The following is an 18,456-nucleotide window of genomic DNA, read 5'->3' on the forward strand; positions in this document are numbered from 1 at the left end:
GGCGGAACGCCCGGTGGCCACGCCGCCGCGCCCTCGCGCGCGCGGGGCGCGCCAATCCGGCCGTCCCGGTCTGCCGGCATCTCCCGACGCCCGCAAGCCCGACACGCCGGCGCGGGCCGCGGATGACACGCAGCCCGCGCTCGACCCGGCCGACCAGGCGCTGTTTCGCCAGGCCATGCGGTTCGTGCGGCCGCTGCCCGATCGCGGCCCGCGAGCGCGGGCTGCCCTGCGCCGCGTCCCGGACACTCTGCTGCGCGTCCGCCGCGAACATGCCCAGGGCGAATCCGACACGCCCAAACGGCCGCAGCCTGCCCGCCAGCGGCATCCGGCGGCGACCGGCATCCTGGATCCCGATGCCCAGGAATTCCTGCAGCCCGGCTGCGGGCCGGACCTGCTGCGCGGCCTGCGGCGCGGCAAATGGATCGCCCAGGCCACACTGGACCTGCACGGCAGCACACAAGACGAGGCCCGGGAACGGCTCGACCGCTTCCTGGCTTCCTGCCTGGAACACGGCATCCGCTGTGTGCGCGTCATCCACGGCAAGGGCATCGGGTCGCGCCAGGGCGAACCCGTGCTCAAATCCACCATCCGCCAGCACCTCAGCCGCCTGGAAGCCATCCAGGCCTGGGTCCAGGGCAACGAACGCGACGGCGGCGCGGGGGCCGTGACCGCTCTGCTGCGCCTGCCTCAGGAACCCTAGCGGCCCATCGGCGCCCGATTTGCCGGCGCATGGCCCCCACCTCCAGGAATCCCTCATGAATATCAGCTGGGCCTATCTGATCATTGCCATCGTGGCCGAAGTGATCGCCACATCCGCCCTGAAGGCATCCGCCGGTTTCACCCGGGCGGCGCCATCCATCATCACCGTGATCGGCTACGGGCTGGCATTCTATCTGCTGGCGCTGGCGCTCAAGACCATCCCGGTGGGGATCGCTTATGCAGTCTGGTCCGGGGTCGGGATCGTCGCCATCGCCATCATCGGCTACTTCATCTTCGGCCAGGCGCTGGATATCGCCGGCCTCATCGGTATCGGCCTGATCCTGGCGGGCGTGCTGGTGTTGAACGTGTTTTCGACATCCGGCGGGCACTGAGGCGGCAGGCCTGCCGCCCAAGCGGAAAATGAACAGGGCCGGTGATCAGATCACCGGCCCCGCCAGATTTTCTTTTTTATGGGTACCGCCTACAAATGAAAGCGCCATCTGCGCAGCGCCAGTGCCCAAGCAGGGCTGTCTCCTCACCTGCATGTGCAGCATTATGAAGGCTGGACCGTCGGATGACACCTAGGGAAGTCCCTAGGAATCGGGGAGCGGACGCCTGGCGGCCGCGACGCGGACCGGGTCAGCCCGACAACGAAGCGGTCGGCGGCCAATGGTCGGCAGGGGCGGGTTTGCCGAACAGGAAGCCCTGGGCATATGCGCACCCCATGGCCTGCAAGGCATCCCGCTGAGTCGGGGTTTCCACCCCTTCGGCCACGACCGTCAGATCGAGCGACCTGGCGAGGCTCAGGACCGCCGACACGATGGCGGAACTACGCTGCTGCCCTCCCAAACCCAGGGGTTCGATGAAAGCGCGGTCGATCTTCAAGGTGCTGAGCGGGAACCGGTGCACGTGGCTGAGCGATGAATATCCCGTGCCGAAATCATCCAGAGCGATCCGGACCCCCGCCTCGTGCAGGCTGTCCAGAATCTTGCCGGCGGCATCCGGATTCGACAGCAGGGTGCTTTCGGTGACTTCGACACAGAGTTGATGCGCGGCGATGCGCGTCTGCGCCAGCATGTCCAGCAGGCGCCGGGGAAAATTCCGGCTATGGAAATGGCGCGGCGAAATATTGATGTTCAGCACGCCCTGATCGCCGAGGAATCGCTGCGCCGCCTGGCAAGCCAGGCGGTACAGGTGCCAGTCGATGGCTTCAATCAGGCCGGTTTCCTCGGCCGCCGGCAAAAATGCGCCCGGCCCCAGCAAGCCCCGTTCCGGGTGCTGCCAACGGATCAGCGTCTCGTAGCCCGCGATGCCGGCATCCGGCAAACGCACGATCGGTTGAAAATACGGCATGAACTGGCCGGTTTCCAAGGCCGCGCGCATCTGCTGTTCCAGGTCCAGGACATTCATGGCGGATGCGTGCAGTTTGCCGTCGAACAGGATAAAACGCTGACGACCCGCCGCCTTGGCGCGATAAAGCGCCGTATCGGCATCATGCAACACCTGATCGACTGTCTGATAACCCGGATGGCTCATGGCAATGCCGATACTGACGGACACATGCAGCGTGCGTTCACCCACCCGGGCGGTTTCCGCCATCCTGGACAGGACCCGCTGCGCCACCTGGCAGGCGGAGGACGGCTGAGGACAATTTTCCAGCAGGATGGCAAACTCATCGCCCGACAGCCGCCCCACGACATCCGGGGCGCGCACGCAATCGGCCATCCGCGCCGCGACCTCTCGCAACACGGCATCGCCCACCAAATGCCCCAGACCGTCGTTGAATAGCTTGAAACGATCCACATCCAGGTACAGCAGGGCAAAACGATGCTCGGGATGGCGCTGCTGCGTACGCAGCGCGCGTTCGAGGCGATCGCGCAAATACAGGCGATTGGGCAACTCTGTCAGAGGGTCGTGCATCAACTGGTGCCGGAGCTGCTGCTGCACCTGTTCGCGCACCACAATCTGCGTGCGCAACTCCTGTGTCCGCACCAGCACCCGCTGCTCCAATTGGGCATTCAAGGCCTGCAAGGCGACATCCTGCTGGCGTCGCTGCAAGGTGTTGGCGATCTGATAGGACACAAAAGTCAGCAGATCGGCGTCCTGAGGGGTGTAATGCAGGTCCTGGCGGTAGCTCTGCACCACGACAAGGCCCATTGCTCCCTGCGCGCCCACCAAAGGCGCGCCAAGCCAGGAGACCGCGGGGTTCCCATACGTCGTCGCATCCACTTCGCCCTGGGCGATCAGCGCATTGATCTCCTCGGCCTCGAGTCGGACCGTCCGCGCGCAGCGGATCGCATATTCGCTCATGCCCCGGCCCAGAGGGCGGCGCACCAGCTCCGCGCCTGAACTGTCCACGTAATAAGGAAAGTCCAGCCACTGTCCATCGTCGGACAGCAGCGCAATACAGAAACTCTCGGCGACGAGCAGTTCGCTGATCACCTCGTGAATGCTGCGGTAGAAAGCCTCGCTGCTGTCCCGGCCCTGGCCGAGCGCGGCGATCCGGTACAGCGTCGCCTGCAGATGGGCGGCCTGTTCGCGTTCGCGCACCTGCTCCCGCAGCCTGGCATTCGCGCTGGCCAGCTCGCTGGTGCGTTCGGCCACCCGGCGTTCCAGAGCCTCCTGCCCCAGTTTGCGCTCGACGGCATTGAGCACGTGCTCGGCCACGAAGACCAGCACGTTCTGATCGGATTGCGTGTATCCCTTGCCTTCCTCGTAGCTCTGGACCACCAGGACGCCGAACACCTGTCCATCCCGGCGCATGGGCACCCCCATGAAATCCACCGAGGGCGTCCCGACGGCGCGCCCCCGATCCAGGCCCAGGCTCAGCGCGACTCCGTCGGACGTCCCTCGCATGGCCTGTCCATGATGAATCAGGCGCAGGGTGATGGTGTCGCACAGTTGTTCCGCCGTGAATTCCTCGTCCGGCCCATAAAGCTGCCCATCCATGAGATCGGCGAAGTAGATGAAGCGCACTGTCCGGCGCTGCGGGTCATACAGAGCGATATAAAAATTCTCGGCATACATCAACTGGGCGATGCTGCCATGCAGGCCCTGCAGCAGGCTTTGCATATCCAGTTCCGACGCAGCCATGTCGGCAATGGCGAACAACGCCCGCTGAAGACGTTCGGATTGCTCCAGGCGCTGGACCGAGGCTTCCAGGCGCTGGATGGCCTGGCTTGCGGTCAGCGCCGTCTGATCGCCATCTCCTGTTTCGCTCGGGCGGCTCATGTATTTTCCGGTGACGCCGCAGCCACTCGACATGACATATAGGCCCCCCTTCAGATCCCCTTTTCCGGAATTCTACAAGGCCGGCCCGCAAATGCGAAGCGCCGCCGCCCCCCGACGGCCCGGGCCATCCGGCAGCCCTTTCGCACGCGCCGACTGCGGCCTGGCTGCCTTTCGCAGCGGCTGGCAAGCCCTACGTCTTGGCGGGCCTGACCGGCTGATAGACCTGCGCCAGCGGCAGCACTGTCGTATGCCGCACCACTTCCATGACGAAGCCGGAACTGACGTCCGTCAGCTCGGCGACCTTGATGAGCCGCTTGTACACCCTGTCATACCCGGCGATGTCCGACACCACCACCTTCAACAAGTAGTCGATTTCCCCGGCCATTCTGTAGACCTCGAGAATCTCGGGAATGCCCATCACGCCATCCAGAAACCGGGTCGTCCAGACATCATCGTGACGCGCGGCCTTCACCGTGACGAACGCAGTCAGCCCAAGACCCAGGCGAACCGGGTCGCACAGCACCACCTGCGCCTGGATGACCCCATCTTCTTTCAAGCGTTGAATGCGGCGCCAGCAGGGTGTCGTGGACAAGCCCACCTGCGCGGCCAGTTCCGCCAGACCCACCGACGCGTCCTTTTGCAGGATTTCGAGGATCCGATAATCCATTTTATCCATATAAACCCTTTGTTTTAGAAATTATTTCTAATCCGAAGGGGATTATATAGAAAGAATAGAAACTTTTTCCTGGTGGAAAACCTAGACTGTCTCTCATCATCCACCAAGGAAATTCACACATGAACGCCCCCCTGACATCCGACATGGCCCATTCGCTCGCGGGAACTCCGACGCACGCGAAACAGGCGGTAGAAACCTTTCTGTCGCATGGCACACGGTCCCCGAAAGAATATGGCGGCACGGTCAACCCCCCCGTCTGCCGGGCTTCGACCATCGTGTTCGAGAGCATGCAGGACATGGATGAACGCCAGCAGGCCATCGATCACGACGAGGCCGGCGTGATGTGGTACGGCCGCAAAGGCACGCCCACCACCTTCGCGCTGCAGGAATCGATCGCCTATCTGGAAGGGGGGTACCGCACCCTGCTGGCGTCTTCGGGCCTGGCCGCCTGCATCGCCGCCCTGTCGGCCTTCGTGAAAGCCGGCGATCACATTCTGATGGGCGACAGCGTCTACGGTCCCACCCGCCACTATGCCACGAGCATCCTGGCCCGCTACGGGATCGCCACGACCTTCTACGACCCGGCGATCGGGGCGGGGATCGAAGCGCTGATCCGCCCGAACACGCGCGTCGTCTACGTCGAGTCACCGGGCTCGCAGACCTTCGAAGTGCAGGACATTCCGGCCATCGCCGCATGCGCCCACCGGCACGGCGCCCGCGTGGTCATGGACAATACCTGGGCCTCGCCGCTGTACTTCAAACCCTTCGAACACGGCGTGGACGTCTCCGTACAAGCGTGCACGAAATACATCACGGGTCACTCGGATGCGCTCCTGGGTTCGATCACCAGCACCCGGGAAGCCTGGCAGGAAGTGCGCAGCTACGTCTACGCGCACGGACTGAACGCCGGTCCCGACGACGTCTATCTGGCGCAACGCGGTCTGCGCACGCTCTCCGTGCGCCTGGAACGCCATCAGCGCAATGCGCTGGAGGTCGCCCACTGGCTGGCCGCCCAGACAGCCGTCGAACAAGTGCTCTACCCCGCCCTGCCGGGCAGCCCCGGGCATGAACTCTGGAAGCGCGACTTCACCGGCGCGTCCGGCCTGATGGGGCTGGTGCTCAAGCCCTGCGCCGCGCAATCGCTGCGCGACTTCGTCGACAGCCTGGAACTCTTTCACCTGGGTTTTTCATGGGGCGGCTTCGAAAGCATGATCATGCCCCAGGACCCCATGCCGACCCGCGAAGCTTCCCGGTGGCCGTATGCGGGCCCCTTGATCCGCCTGCATATCGGCCTGGAATCCCCCGACGACCTGATCGCCGACCTGAAAGAGGGGTTCGCCCGCCTGTAAACGGCGCGCCAGCCCCATGCCCGGCCGTATCGCGGCCGGGGAACCCGGCGACTTTCTCCAGAGGAAATCCAGATGAAGCAGCAAGACTACGGCAGCCTGATCCAGTACGTGCGCAGCAACCTGGGGCCCATGCGCCAGAGCCACCCCGACGTGATGAAGCATTTCGGCGCCCTGGGCAAGACCGCCCTTGCGCCGGGCGCGCTGGATGCCCGGTTCAAGGAACTGATCGCCCTGGCGATCGCCGTGGCGACCCGCTGCGACGACTGCATCGGCTTTCACACCCTGGCTCTTGCCAAACTGGGCGTCGACGAACAGGAAATCCTGGAAACGCTCGGTGTCAACGTCTACATGGGAGGCGGGCCGTCGCTGATGTACGCATCCCACGCCATCTCGGCATTTCGAGAATTCCTGCCCGCGCAGGCGATTACCCCCACCCCGGCCTGATGCACACATCACTGGCCAAAACTCAATAACAATTCCCCGGAGACAAACCATGAAACTGCACACACTGCTCTTGAAAAGCGCGCTGCTGGCGGCGGCGCTCAATTTCACCGCCCCGGCCGTCCAGGCCCAGGATCTGCTCGACAAGGTCAAAAGCAGCGGCACCCTGGTGGTGGGCCTGGAAGGCACCTACCCCCCCTTCGGCTACCGCGACAGCTCCGGCAAGCTCACCGGCTTCGATGTGGACGTGATCACGGCGGTGGCCCATCACCTGGGCGCCAAACCCCGGTTCGTGACCACCGAATGGAGCGGCATCATCGCCGGCCTGCAGGCCGGAAAGTTCGACGTGATCGCCAACCAGGTCTCCATCACGCCCGAGCGCCAGAAGGTGCTGGACTTCAGCGCCCCCTACATCTATTCCGCCGCGCAGATCATCCAGCGCAAGGACGACAAGACCGACTACAGCACGCCGGCCACCTTCAAGGACAAGAAAGTGGCCGTCGTGCTGGGCAGCAACTACGTGCCCATGGTGAAGGCCATCCCGGGCGCCATCGTCAAGACCTATCCCGGCGCGGTGGAATTCCTGAGCGACCTGGCGGGCGGGCGCATCGACGCCGGGGTCAACGACCAGCTGCTGCTGCCCTATCTCATCCGCCAGTCCAATCTGCCACTGCGCCAGGGCGCCCTCCTGCCCGGAGAATCGACCCGGATGGGGATTCCGTTCCGCCAAGGCAATCCGGAGTTCGCCAAAGCGATCGACGCCGCCTTCAAGGACATGCGCTCCAACGGCACGCTTGAGAAACTCTCCAAGAAATGGTTCGGCGCCGACGTGACCGAGCCTCCCAAGCTGTAAGGCGCCCGCCGCGCCACTGCTCGATCGGGCGGGGTTCCGCAACCGGAACGCCGCCTGTCTCTTAGCTTGATCCACTTAGGGAGCCGACCATGGAAGCCGTCGACCTCATCATGCACGCATCACCTCTGTTGCTTCAGGGTGTCGTCCTGACCATTCAATTCGCCCTTGCTTCGATGGTGCTGGGCCTGATGCTCGGCATCATCGTCGCCATCATGGGCATCAGCGACAACCCGATCCTCAGCCGCGCCGCCCGCGGGTACGTCAGTCTCATGCGCGGCACACCCTTGCTGGTACAGATCTTCCTGGTCTATTACGGGCTGCCCGGCATCGGCATTTCCCTGGACCCGACCGCCGCGGGCATCCTGGCGCTCACCGCCAATGCGGGGGCGTATCTGGCCGAAAGCATGCGCGGCGCCATCCTGGGCATCGGACGCGGCCAATGGGCCGCCGCGCACAGCCTGGGCCTGAACTACCTGGAAACCCTGCGCTTCATCATCTGTCCGCAAGCATTGCGCCTGGCCGTCCCCAGCCTTGGCAACACCCTCATCAGCCTGATCAAGGACACCTCGCTGGTATCGGTCATCACCGTCACCGAATTGCTGCGCTCCGCGCAGGAGGTCATCGCCACCACCTTCCAGCCCCTGCCGCTGTACGTCGCCGTCGCACTGATCTATTGGGTCCTGAGCACGGCGCTGTCATGGGGGCAACACCATGTGGAAAGCCGCCTGGCGCAACCGCTGACGCGCTGAACCCGTTCCTCCGACACATTGCACCGATCGATTGATAGGAGCGCATCATGATTGCTCTCGAAAACGTTTCCAAATGGTATGGCCAGTTCAAAGTCCTGGACGGCTGCACCACCCAGGTCGAAAAAGGCCAGGTCGTGGTGGTCTGCGGGCCTTCAGGCTCGGGGAAATCGACACTCATCAAAACCGTCAACGGACTGGAACCCTTTCAGCAGGGCCAGATCAGGGTGGATGGCATGCAGGTTGGTGGCCCCTCCGTGCGCCACTCACAGTTATGCGCCCGGGTGGGCATGGTATTTCAGCACTTCGAGCTCTTCCCCCATCTGTCGATCCTGGAGAATCTCACGCTCGCGCAGATCCGCGTGCTCAAGCGCAAGAAGGCCGAAGCGGAAGACAGGGGCATCCAGCTGCTCGAGCGCGTGGGCCTGAAAGCCCAGGCGCGGAAATACCCGGCGCAGCTCTCGGGCGGCCAGCAGCAACGCGTGGCGATCGCCCGATCGTTGTCCATGGACCCCGTCGTCATGTTGTTCGACGAACCGACCTCGGCGCTGGACCCCGAAATGGTCAATGAAGTGCTGGATGTCATGACGGAACTTGCGCAGGAAGGCATGACCATGGTGTGCGTGACCCACGAGATGGGTTTCGCCAGGCAGGTAGCCAGCCGGGTGATCTTCATGGACACCGGCATGATCGTCGAAGACACCAGCAAAGAAGAATTCTTTGAGGCGCCAAGATCCACCCGGGCGCAGGAATTCCTGAAGAAGATCCTGCACTAGCCGCCCACGGTCGGACGCACTCCCTTTTTCCCCACCTCTCCATCGGAGACCTAGCATGTCGAACGCAGTAGTTCTATACACGGATCACGGTTTTGGCAGCCCATACGCCATGTCGGCCTATGTGGCGCTGGCTGAAAAAAACGTCGAGGTCGAGCTGATCAAGGTCGATCTCGCGCACCATGCGCAGCATCACCCGGACTACCTGAAGCTCTCGATCACCGGCAAGGTGCCCACCCTGGTGCATGACCGGTTCGCCCTCTCCGAGTCGTCGGCCATCGCCGAATACATCGACGAGATTTTCCCGGGCACGGCGCTTTACCCCCGGGATGAACGGGAGCGCGCCCGCGCCCGGCAGGTTCAGGCCTGGCTGCGCACTGACCTGGGCGCCCTGCGCGAGGAACGCTCGTCCGACACGCTGTTCAAGAAGCCGGCGCACCCGCTGCCGTCCTTGAGCGCCCCGGCCCGCCAGGCTGCGGACAAGCTGATTGCGGCTGCCGAACAGCTGTTGCCGCAAGGCAGCGACGAGCTCTTCGGTCACTGGAGCATCGCCGATTTCGACCTCTCGCTGATGCTCAACCGCATGGTTGCCGTCGGCGACCCTGTCCCGACACGCCTGGTCAATTACGTCCGCCACCAATGGAATCGTCCCTCAGTGCGACGCTGGGTGGCGCTGGATCGGGAAAACGCGCCGTCGCGCAGCGCGGCCTGAGCCACCGGGGTCCACCGGACCTCCAGGAACATCCGGGCCCCAGTCTCACGCGGGGCCTCCGATGCAGGCCCATGAAGCCATCCGTGCAGAATCTGCCCATGTGAAAGGCCCCGCTCGTAGAACAGCGGGGCCTTGGCATTTCGGGCTTCCTGCAATTAAAAGCCTTGCGCTCCACCGGCACAGTGCAGTTCTATCACGAATGATGCCTTGCGCTCCCGGCCTCGGCCGGGAGCGCAAGGCATGCGGGCAAAGTCATTATTTGCAAATCCACTGGCGCGTAAAGCAAAGCGGAACATCGAGCCAAGTCAAATGATAGAACAACCATCAGACCTGCGGCATCGCTGACCTGCGAACATGATCCCGGTCGTCGGCGATCCGAGCCGGAAACCAGCAAGCCATCCACATCACTTTCATAGCGCGAGAGACAACATGACGACAGTCGTTAAATTCCACGAAACCGGCGGCCCCGAAGTACTCCGCTTCGAACAGGCCGAGGTCGGGACGCCCGGTCCGGGCGAGGTCCGCCTTCGTCATGTCGCCGTCGGCCTGAATTTCGCCGACACGTACTTCCGCAAAGGCACTTACCCCGTTCCGCTTCCGAGCGGCATCGGCAACGAGGCGTCCGGCGTCATCGAAGCCATCGGCGCCGGCGTGACCGATCTGGCGATCGGCGACCGGGTGACCTACACAGGCTTCATCAACACATTGGGCGCCTACAGCACCGAACGCCTGATTGCCGCGGACACACTGATCAAACTGCCCGACGCCATCAGTTGCGAAACTGCCGCGGCGATGACCATGCGCGGACTGTCCGCGTCCTATCTATGCCGGAAGATCTACCCGTTCCAAGGCGGCGAAACCATATTGCTGCACGCCGCAGCCGGCGGCGTGGGGCTCATCGTGTGCCAATGGGCCAAGCTTCTGGGCCTGACCGTGATCGGCACCGTATCCACCGAAGCCAAGGCGGAACTGGCGCGCGCGCACGGTTGCGACCACATCATCTACTACACCCGCGAAGACATCGCCAAACGCGTGCGCGAAATCACCAACGGGGTGGGCGTATCCGTGGTGTTCGACAGCGTCGGCAAAGACACGTTCATGGCGTCGCTGGATTCGCTCAAGCGCCGCGGCTTGCTGGTGTGCGTGGGGACCGCCTCCGGGAAGATTCCGCCGTTCGACCCCGCGATCCTCGCCCGGAAAGGCTCCGCCTACATCACCCGCCCCGGCCTGGCCGACTACATCGCCGACCCCGAAGAAAAAGCGCAACTGGTGGACGAGCTGTTCGGCCATGTGGCGGCGGGCCGCATCCGGATCGAAATCAATCAAAAGTACGCCCTGCGGGACGCCGCCCAGGCGCACCGGGATCTGGAAGGCCGGAAGACCACAGGTTCGTCGATCTTTGTGATCTGAATACGGCCCCTCCGGCGCATGCGGACTCGCCGCCGGATCCCGAGCCCGCATGAATGAAGTCCCCGTCAATCATTTTACGGATCAGACTCAGTGAATACTTCTTCGCCCCCAACGATACTATTCGTGCCCGGCCTGCGGGACCACGTCGAGGACCATTGGCAGACCATTCTTGCCGCCCGCCTGCCCAACACGCGCACAGTCCCCCCGCTGGAACACGACAAGCTCAGTTGCGCCGCCAGGGTCAAGGCCCTCGATGACGCGCTGGCCGACATCACCGGCCCCGTCATTCTGGTCGCGCACAGCGCGGGGGTGATGATCACGGCCCACTGGGCGCAAACCCATCGGCGCGACATCAAGGGGGCGCTGTTGGCGGCCCCCCCGGATTTCGCCGCGCCCCTGCCCGCCGGCTACCCCACGATGGATGCCCTGCGCGAGAACGGATGGATGCCTATCCCGACATCACGCCTGCCGTTCCCATCCATCGTGGCGGCGAGCACCAACGACCCGCTTGCCCGCCTCGCCCGTGTCCGGGAAATGGCGGCATCCTGGGGCAGCCGCCTGGTCGACGTCGGCGCGGTAGGCCATCTCAACCCTGCCTCGGGCTTCGGCGAATGGCCACGCGCCGCGGAATTCGTCGAAGAGATCGGGGCAGGCTGCGAACATACATAAAACAGGACGTCATAAACGTCCGGTCATGCTGAAAATCTACTAAAAATTTCACATATCCCATAGGAGACAACCTTGGATATCCTGACTTCCAATGCCATGCCGGCCAAGCCGGCAGCCGCCTCCAGACGGCCCGCCGCATCCAGAACCGCCAGCCATTCACGGACCTATGCCTGGGTGGTCTTCGCACTGATGTTCTGTCTGCTGCTGTCCGACTATATGTCGCGCCAGGCCATCAACGCGCTCTTCCCGATCCTGAAGGCGGAGTGGCACATTTCCGATGCCCAGCTGGGCTCTCTCGGCGGCGTGGTGCCGCTGGCGGTGGGGCTGCTGACGCTGCCTTTCTCGATCCTGGCGGATCGCTGGGGCCGCGTCAAAAGCATCGCCCTGATGGTGGCGCTGTGGAGCCTCGCCACGGTGGGCTGCGCCATCGCCACCACCTATCACGAAATGTTCATCGCGCGCATCTTCGTGGGGGTTGGAGAAGCCGCCTACGGCAGCGCCGGCCTTGCCATGCTCATGAGCCTCTTTCCCAAGCACTTGCGATCGACGATCGCCGGCGGATTCACCTCGGCCGCCGCATTCGGGTCCGTCATCGGTGTGGCGCTGTCGGGCATCATCGCGACACACTTCAGCTGGCGCTGGTCGATGGGCGTCATGGCGATTTTCGGCTTCGCGCTGGTCATCATCTACTACCTCATCGTCACGGAAGACCGCATGCGCCGGGCGAGCCTGGACAATACGGGCGAAACGCCCACGCTCGGCCATGCCAAAGTGCCGATTCGGCAGTTGTTCGCGGGCCTGTTTCCTTCCCGTTCCATCTTTTTCGCCTACCTCGGCAGCGCGCTGCAGCTCTTCATCCAGGGCACCCTTTTCGTGTGGTTGCCCAGCTATCTGAACCGCTACTGGGGGATGCCCCTGCGCGACGCCGCCGTGCTGGCGGCCGGGCTGGTCCTGGTCAGCGGCCTGGGCCAATTCCTGTGCGGCGCCGTCACCGACCGGATCAGCAAGGACTCGTCGATGAAACGCTGGAACATGGCCATCGCCTACTGCCTCTTGCTCGGCACTCTGCTCATCACGGCGTTCCACTTGCCGCCGGGCAAGCTGCAGCTCGCATTCATGGGGGCAGGCGTATTTTTCCTTGCCAGCTCATTTGGCACCTGCGGCGCGATCGTCGCCAGCGCCACATCGTCGTCCATTCACAGCTCGGCCTTCGCCACCATGACGCTGTTCAACAATATCCTGGGCCTTGCGGCGGGCCCGTTCTTCACCGGCGTGCTGGCGGACGCGGTCGGCCTCGAGGTGGCCATGCGCTGGCTTCCGTACACAGCCATCCTGCCGTTCATGGTGTACCTGATCGGCAAATGCTTCTACGCCGGCGAACTGCGCCGCGCATCGGCGGGCTGACGACGAGCGGCGCCCAGCGCGGCACGGCGATCTTTCGCGCTGCAGCCGAACTGGGCGTGATACCAGCGCGAAAACACGCTGGGCGCGGAAAACCCGAGCAGGGCCGCCACCTCGGTCAAGGGGCGGTCGCTCTCGCCGACATGGCGCGTTGCCTGTTCCTTGCGGATGTCGTTCACCATGGATGAGAAGCTCTGCCCCTGCTCGGCCAGCCGCCGCTGGACGGTGCGAGGCACCACCCCCAGGTGCCCCGCTACCTGCACGATGCCGCACCGCCCGCTGGGCAACAGCAGCAGGATCGCGCGCCGCACGTCCTCGAGGATCGCGCCCTGCGGCGACATCACGGATTTTTCCAACAACTGTTGCGCATAACGCACCATGGCCGGGTCGGCCGAACTGTTGGGCGTATCCAGGTCGGCCTTCGTGCAGACGATGCCATTGAAATCGCAGCCGAACTCGATGTTGCGACCGAAAAACCGAAGATGCGCGCCAGTTTCGTTCGGGGCCGAATGTTCGAAGCACACACGCCGCGGCTGCCAATCGGGCGTCAGAAGCTGGCGAATCACACGCACCACGACCCCCAGCACCAGTTCGACCCGCTGACGCGTGTACTGATGGGCGCTGCTGGTGATCCCCGCTTCGCGAATGATGACAAGATCGCCGCATTCCTCGATTGCAAGAGACAAAGCGCCATTCAACTGCGCCTGATAGCGCATCAGCACGGCGAGAGAGTCCCGCAATGTCGCCTGATCGCGGATCAACAGGCCCACGGCGCCAAGGTTGGACAGAAAACGGGTTTCAGCCATGCGCAACCCGAAGCTCTCGTTGCCCGACGTGACCGCGGACATATGAAGCAGCTTTCCGACCAGTTCGACCGGAATCATGAGATCGGGCTCGCGCAGCACGCTGGGACTCAGGCCGGCTTCGTACAGCATGCGCACCGGGTCGAGTCCTATCGCGCGAGCGACCTCGCTGTAGTTGGTCAGGCTTGCAGCGCGGACAAGTGACGACATGGTGGCAACCGGTGAAACGATATGAAGAACATCACCGTCGATAGTAGTGCGCTGTCACGGATTGTCAAGTCGAATCCTGGATCCTCATGCCCCCCGACCGCTCCATTGGATCAGCGGCATTCCCATTCATTTAATTAATGTCGACATAAATCAAATAATTCGATATCATGGCCGGACAGATAGAGAGAACAACGTGCGGCGGTCTCGCAAAACCGGACACGTGACGTAGAACGCGGTGGCTTGGCGCATTGCCCGCCCAAGAATCACCCGTCGAATCCCAGGAACCAGGAGATATCAATCATGATGAAAGTGGATCGGCTGACCGCCTGCATTGGGGCCGAAGTGTCGGGCGTAAGCCTGGGAGACGCATCCCGCGACGCGTCCCTCTTCGAGGAACTCAAGGCGCTGCTGCTCAAACACCGCGTGCTTTTCTTTCGGGACCAGGACCTGACGCGGGCGGAACATGTCGCCTTCGCGCGGCGCTTTGGAGACTTGGAAGACCATCCGGTGGCGGGAAGCGACCCGGAACATCCCGGCCTGGTGCGGATCTACCGGTCGGACGAAAAAAATCCCTACGAAAACAATTACCACGCTGACGGCCTCTGGCGGCCGAACCCCTCCATGGGCGCGGTGCTGCGCTGCGTCGAATGCCCCGAGGTCGGCGGCGACACCATCTGGGTCAATATGGTCGAGGCCTACCAGCGACTGCCCGACGACATCAAGAAACATATCGACGGATTGAGAGCAAAGAACAGCATCGAACACTCGTTCGGCGCGGCGATGGATCCCGATGAGCGCAAAAAGCTCGCGGCGCAACACCCCGAGGTGGAGCACCCCGTCGTGCGCACACACCCGGAGACTGGCGAGAAAGTGCTTTTTGTCGGCAGCTTCACCACGCACTTCGCCAACTACCACACCACCGACAATGTCCGCTGCGGTCTGGACAAGACGCCCGGAGCCAGCCTCCTGCTAAACTACTTGCAGAGTCAGGCGTCGATTCCCGAATATCAGGTCCGTTTCCGCTGGAAGCCCAACAGCGTCGCGGTGTGGGACAATCGCTCGACTCAGCACTACGCGGTCATGGACTACTGGCCGGCTCCTCGCAGGATGGAACGCGCGGGAATCGCGGGGGATATTCCTTACTGAGGGCGCGCTATCGGCTTTCGCCGGCGCCGCACGCTCGGACCCCGCCGCTCCGAGCCGTCCAGGACGGCAAAAATCGCTTCAACGTCACGCCATGGCCCGGAATAAAACGCAGAACATCCCCGACCTATCCACGCTGCTCACGCCAAGAAACTCGCTGATGCTGGCGGTGGAGCGGGCGGTGCTGCGCGGCCAGGAATGGGCATACGCTTCAGCGCCCATGGCCGAACAGATCGCGGTCCGGCTGGCGGGCGTCATCACGCTCGACTTGGTGAAAGCGGGACAACGCCTGCTGGAGAAAGACATCAGCGAAGTGCTGCGCGTCAGTCGGGCTCCCGTGCGCGAGGCGATGCGCATACTCGAGCGCGACCACCTCGTCGAATTCCAGCCTCGGCGCGGGGCAATCGTCACGGCCCCCGACGAAGACGAGCTCCGCGACATTTTCCGCGTGCGGAGTGTTCTTTACGTCACTATGCTCGAAGAAGTAGCGCTGGAAAACCCGGCCAAACTCGAGGCCCTGCTGACCGAACACATGCCCAAGCTGGCCAAGGCGGCCCGCGAGTCGGCGGACGCCTACACCGTGGAAAGCTTCCTCCTGAATTTCGCGACGATCAGCTTGTGCGGCAATCGGCTCCTGACCGACATTCTGCATTCCATTTCCCTACGCACGATGCGTTATGTCCGGTTGGGTTTCGTGGCTTCGCCGCAATCCATTCAGGTGTCGTTCCAGGCCTGGCATGAACTGCACATGGCCGCCACCCGGCGCGACGTCAAAAAGCTCATCCTCCTGGCGTCCTCGCGCCTGGATCAGGCACGGGAAACCGCCATCCTGGCGCTGAACCCGGAACCGGCTCCGCGCCGGCGCGCACGCGCGCACCGGGCCGCATAGCCCGACCGCCCCCAACCCCTTCCTCTCCCCCCTCTCGACAGGCCGCTGGCATTTTCAGCCCGCTGCCGCATCCGCGCGCGGACGACGGCACATGCCCCAGCGCGCGCCCACGCTGTGGAACGAATTGCAAAATCGGTGTCGCGTAATGGCAAGCGCATGCCTTCCGCCGCGCCCACACTCAAAGCACATGAATTGTGCGATCGACGGTCACTCTCGCAAGTTCATCCGCCATATTTCAACTTGGAGCCCCCTCACCATGAACTTTCTTGACGGCCACTTGTACCCCGAAAACCAGCAGCCTCTGATCATCACGGCCGCTCCGTACGCGCCAGGCTGGATCCCCGCCGACTTCCCGGAAGACATCCCGATCACCATGGAAGAGCAGATCCAGAAGGCTGTGGATTGCTACGAAGCCGGCGCCACCGTGCTGCACCTGCACGTGCGCGAACCGGATGGCAAGGGCAGCAAACGCCTGTCCATGTTCAATGAACTGATCGCCGGGGTGCGCAAAGCGGTTCCTGAAATGATCATCCAGGTGGGCGGCTCCATCAGTTTCGCCCCCGAGGGTCCGGATGGCGCAGCCAAGTGGCTCTCCGACGACACGCGCCACATGCTGGCCGATCTGGATCCCAAGCCCGACCAAGTGACCGTGACGGTCAACACCACGCAGATGAACGTGACGGAGCATGCCGGCATCGACGACTTCAATGGCGTGTCGCGCGGCTTCCCCCATTTGTACAAGACCTACAAGGACATGATCGTCCCCTCGAATCCCAGTTTCGTGGAAGAACACATCCGGCGCCTCACGGCGGCCGGCATCCAGAGCGAGTTCCAGGTCTACAACATCAACAGCTTCGAGACGATCGAGCGCATGATCCGCCGCGGCGTCTACAAGGGCCCGCTGGTGATGAACTGGGTGGCCATCAGCGGCGGCATGGATCAGGCGAACATTTACAACCTGGCCAACATGCTGCGCGCCGTTCCCGACGGCGCGGTGGTCACGGTGGAAAGCTCGGTGCTGAACGTACTGCCCATCAACATGATCGGCATGGCCCTGGGCCTGCACGTGCGCTGCGGCATCGAAGATGTTCTCTGGAAGCAGGACCGCTCGGGCAAGATGACTTCCGTCGAGCAGATCCGGCAACTGGTGCGCATCGCCGGCGAATTCGGCCGCCCCATCGCGACCGCGCAGCAAGCCCGCGAGATCTGCAAGATCGGTGTGTTCTACGACAGCGTGGAAGAGACCCTGCAGGCCAACGGCTTCGCACCCAACCGCAATGGCGGCAACCAGGGCTTCCTGCGCAAGCCGGACTAAGCCACCTACAAAAAAAACCGGTGGTTTCGGGAGACAAACATCATGAAGGCAGCACATCTCAGTGTGGCTGCGGTACTGGCCGTGTGCGCCGGCCAGGCCGCCGCACAACCCGGCGTCACGCTTTATGGCAGTCTGGACGCCGGTATCGAATACACAAAAACCAGCGCGGGCTCGACAGGCTCGGCAAGCGACCATCTGGGTTTCGCGGATGGATCCAGCAAAGCCAACCGCTTCGGGCTGCGCGGGACCGAGGACCTGGGCGGTGGATCAAGCATCCTCTTCGTGCTCGAAGGCGGCCTTGATCTGGGCACCGGCCGTTCGAAGCCCAGCGGAGTGCCATTCAATCGCCGCTCCATCCTCGGCGTCAAAGGACCTTGGGGCGAACTGACCCTGGGGCGCGACTACACACCGGCATTCTGGGCCATGGCATACACCGACTACACACAGTCCGGCATGTACGGCGGCGCCGGACCCACTTCGCAAATTGTCGAACTCGGACTCATCCGCCAATCGAACGGCGTGTTCTACACATCGCCCACGGTCAACGGATTCAGCGTCCGAACGTTCTGGAGCAACGGCGCCGCCGGCAGCACGCCGGCCAAGAGCACCGGCCGGATGGTCGGCCTTTCCGGCCACTACGTATCAGGCCCGGCCGCCGCCGGAATTTTCTACGAGCAGCAGCACGTCGATGGCATCGGTTCCGCTCCCTCGGGCACGACCCGCTATCAGGGGGTGACGGGGCAATACGATTTCGGCTGGCTCACGATCAATGGCGGCCTCACGAGATACGAGCCGGTCGGTCCGAAAACGATCACGTCCGGCCCCATGAACAGCGTCTGGCTCGGCTTCATGGTCCCGGTGGGCGCCGACCAGATCAGCCTGACGCTCGGGCATATCCGCACGGATCTGGATGGGTCCAAAGACGGCAAAACCTGGCTGTACGGCTTGAACTACATCCACCCCTTGTCCAAGCGCACCAACCTCTACGCCGGAATCGGCAGGTCCAGCAACAACGACCGCGCCAAGATTTCCCTGGATACCGGCCAGCGCGCCATCCCCGTCAATGGCCTTGGCAGCGATGTCACCGCCGTGATGCTCGGCATGCGTCACCTGTTCTGAACCGGCGCGTCCAAAGG

The 18,456-nt window shown here is 63.4% G+C and carries 18 protein-coding genes; 15 read left to right on the forward strand and 3 right to left on the reverse strand.

Features of this window, described 5'->3' with window-relative positions:
* Both WBG56_RS04610 and WBG56_RS04615 read left to right on the forward strand, forming a co-directional pair.
* Positions 1-700: Smr/MutS family protein (locus WBG56_RS04610; protein WP_424265720.1), on the forward strand; the 700-nt coding region annotated here is incomplete at its 5' end.
* Positions 701-755: 55 nt separating this feature from the next.
* Complete coding sequence (locus WBG56_RS04615; RefSeq protein ID WP_424265722.1) at positions 756-1,091, forward strand: DMT family transporter; 336 nt, start codon at positions 756-758, stop codon at positions 1,089-1,091.
* A 247-nt stretch (positions 1,092-1,338) separates the two neighbouring features.
* On the opposite strand, the gene WBG56_RS04620 is transcribed toward WBG56_RS04615, so the two are convergent.
* Positions 1,339-3,930: an EAL domain-containing protein gene (locus WBG56_RS04620; protein WP_424265724.1), complete on the reverse strand. Its 2,592-nt coding sequence runs from the start codon at positions 3,928-3,930 to the stop codon at positions 1,339-1,341.
* Positions 3,931-4,120: 190 nt separating this feature from the next.
* The gene (locus tag WBG56_RS04625; RefSeq protein WP_424265726.1) at positions 4,121-4,606 is read right to left on the reverse strand and encodes an Lrp/AsnC family transcriptional regulator; all 486 of its coding nucleotides are present in this window, start codon (positions 4,604-4,606) and stop codon (positions 4,121-4,123) included.
* Positions 4,607-4,725: 119 nt separating this feature from the next.
* Here WBG56_RS04625 and metC point away from each other — a divergent pair, with 119 nt between their 5' ends.
* From metC to WBG56_RS04670, 9 genes are all read left to right on the forward strand, one after another.
* A complete protein-coding gene (metC, locus tag WBG56_RS04630) occupies positions 4,726-5,955 on the forward strand; it encodes a cystathionine beta-lyase (protein ID WP_424265728.1) in 1,230 nt (409 codons plus the stop codon).
* Positions 5,956-6,027: 72 nt separating this feature from the next.
* Positions 6,028-6,399, forward strand: coding sequence for a carboxymuconolactone decarboxylase family protein (locus WBG56_RS04635; protein WP_424265730.1), 372 nt, complete (start codon positions 6,028-6,030; stop codon positions 6,397-6,399).
* A gap of 49 nt (positions 6,400-6,448) precedes the next feature.
* Positions 6,449-7,249 carry a transporter substrate-binding domain-containing protein gene (locus tag WBG56_RS04640; protein WP_424265732.1) on the forward strand — a complete coding sequence of 267 codons (801 nt, stop codon included), beginning with the start codon at positions 6,449-6,451 and terminating at the stop codon, positions 7,247-7,249.
* Between the two features lie 89 nt (positions 7,250-7,338).
* On the forward strand, positions 7,339-7,998 hold the full coding sequence (locus WBG56_RS04645; protein WP_424265734.1) for an amino acid ABC transporter permease: 660 nt from the start codon (positions 7,339-7,341) through the stop codon (positions 7,996-7,998).
* A 47-nt stretch (positions 7,999-8,045) separates the two neighbouring features.
* Positions 8,046-8,771 (forward strand): amino acid ABC transporter ATP-binding protein, encoded by a 726-nt coding sequence (locus tag WBG56_RS04650; RefSeq protein WP_424265736.1) that lies wholly within the window; start codon positions 8,046-8,048, stop codon positions 8,769-8,771.
* Between the two features lie 55 nt (positions 8,772-8,826).
* Entirely contained in the window at positions 8,827-9,480 is a 654-nt protein-coding gene (yfcF, locus tag WBG56_RS04655) for a glutathione transferase (protein ID WP_424265738.1), read from the forward strand.
* A 429-nt stretch (positions 9,481-9,909) separates the two neighbouring features.
* Complete coding sequence (locus WBG56_RS04660; RefSeq protein ID WP_424265740.1) at positions 9,910-10,890, forward strand: quinone oxidoreductase family protein; 981 nt, start codon at positions 9,910-9,912, stop codon at positions 10,888-10,890.
* 90 nt (positions 10,891-10,980) lie between these two features.
* Positions 10,981-11,559 carry an RBBP9/YdeN family alpha/beta hydrolase gene (locus WBG56_RS04665; protein WP_424265742.1) on the forward strand — a complete coding sequence of 193 codons (579 nt, stop codon included), beginning with the start codon at positions 10,981-10,983 and terminating at the stop codon, positions 11,557-11,559.
* Positions 11,560-11,655: 96 nt separating this feature from the next.
* Positions 11,656-12,963, forward strand: coding sequence for an MFS transporter (locus WBG56_RS04670; RefSeq protein ID WP_424266345.1), 1,308 nt, complete (start codon positions 11,656-11,658; stop codon positions 12,961-12,963).
* Here the strand turns inward: WBG56_RS04670 and WBG56_RS04675 are convergent.
* Positions 12,927-13,973 carry an AraC family transcriptional regulator gene (locus WBG56_RS04675; protein ID WP_424265744.1) on the reverse strand — a complete coding sequence of 349 codons (1,047 nt, stop codon included), beginning with the start codon at positions 13,971-13,973 and terminating at the stop codon, positions 12,927-12,929. The two genes, WBG56_RS04670 and WBG56_RS04675, sit on opposite strands and share 37 nt — an antisense overlap.
* Before the next feature lie 303 nt (positions 13,974-14,276).
* On the opposite strand from WBG56_RS04675, the gene WBG56_RS04680 reads away from it, so the two are divergent.
* From WBG56_RS04680 to WBG56_RS04695, 4 genes are all read left to right on the forward strand, one after another.
* Positions 14,277-15,119, forward strand: coding sequence for a TauD/TfdA dioxygenase family protein (locus WBG56_RS04680; protein WP_424266347.1), 843 nt, complete (start codon positions 14,277-14,279; stop codon positions 15,117-15,119).
* Between the two features lie 91 nt (positions 15,120-15,210).
* Complete coding sequence (locus WBG56_RS04685) at positions 15,211-16,005, forward strand: GntR family transcriptional regulator (protein WP_424265746.1); 795 nt, start codon at positions 15,211-15,213, stop codon at positions 16,003-16,005.
* Between the two features lie 256 nt (positions 16,006-16,261).
* Complete coding sequence (locus WBG56_RS04690) at positions 16,262-17,320, forward strand: 3-keto-5-aminohexanoate cleavage protein (protein ID WP_424265748.1); 1,059 nt, start codon at positions 16,262-16,264, stop codon at positions 17,318-17,320.
* A 42-nt stretch (positions 17,321-17,362) separates the two neighbouring features.
* Positions 17,363-18,439: a porin gene (locus WBG56_RS04695; protein ID WP_424265750.1), complete on the forward strand. Its 1,077-nt coding sequence runs from the start codon at positions 17,363-17,365 to the stop codon at positions 18,437-18,439.
* Positions 18,440-18,456: the final 17 nt, after the last annotated feature.

This window comes from Castellaniella sp. (assembly GCF_049671645.1).
GTDB lineage: Bacteria > Pseudomonadota > Gammaproteobacteria > Burkholderiales > Burkholderiaceae_B > Castellaniella.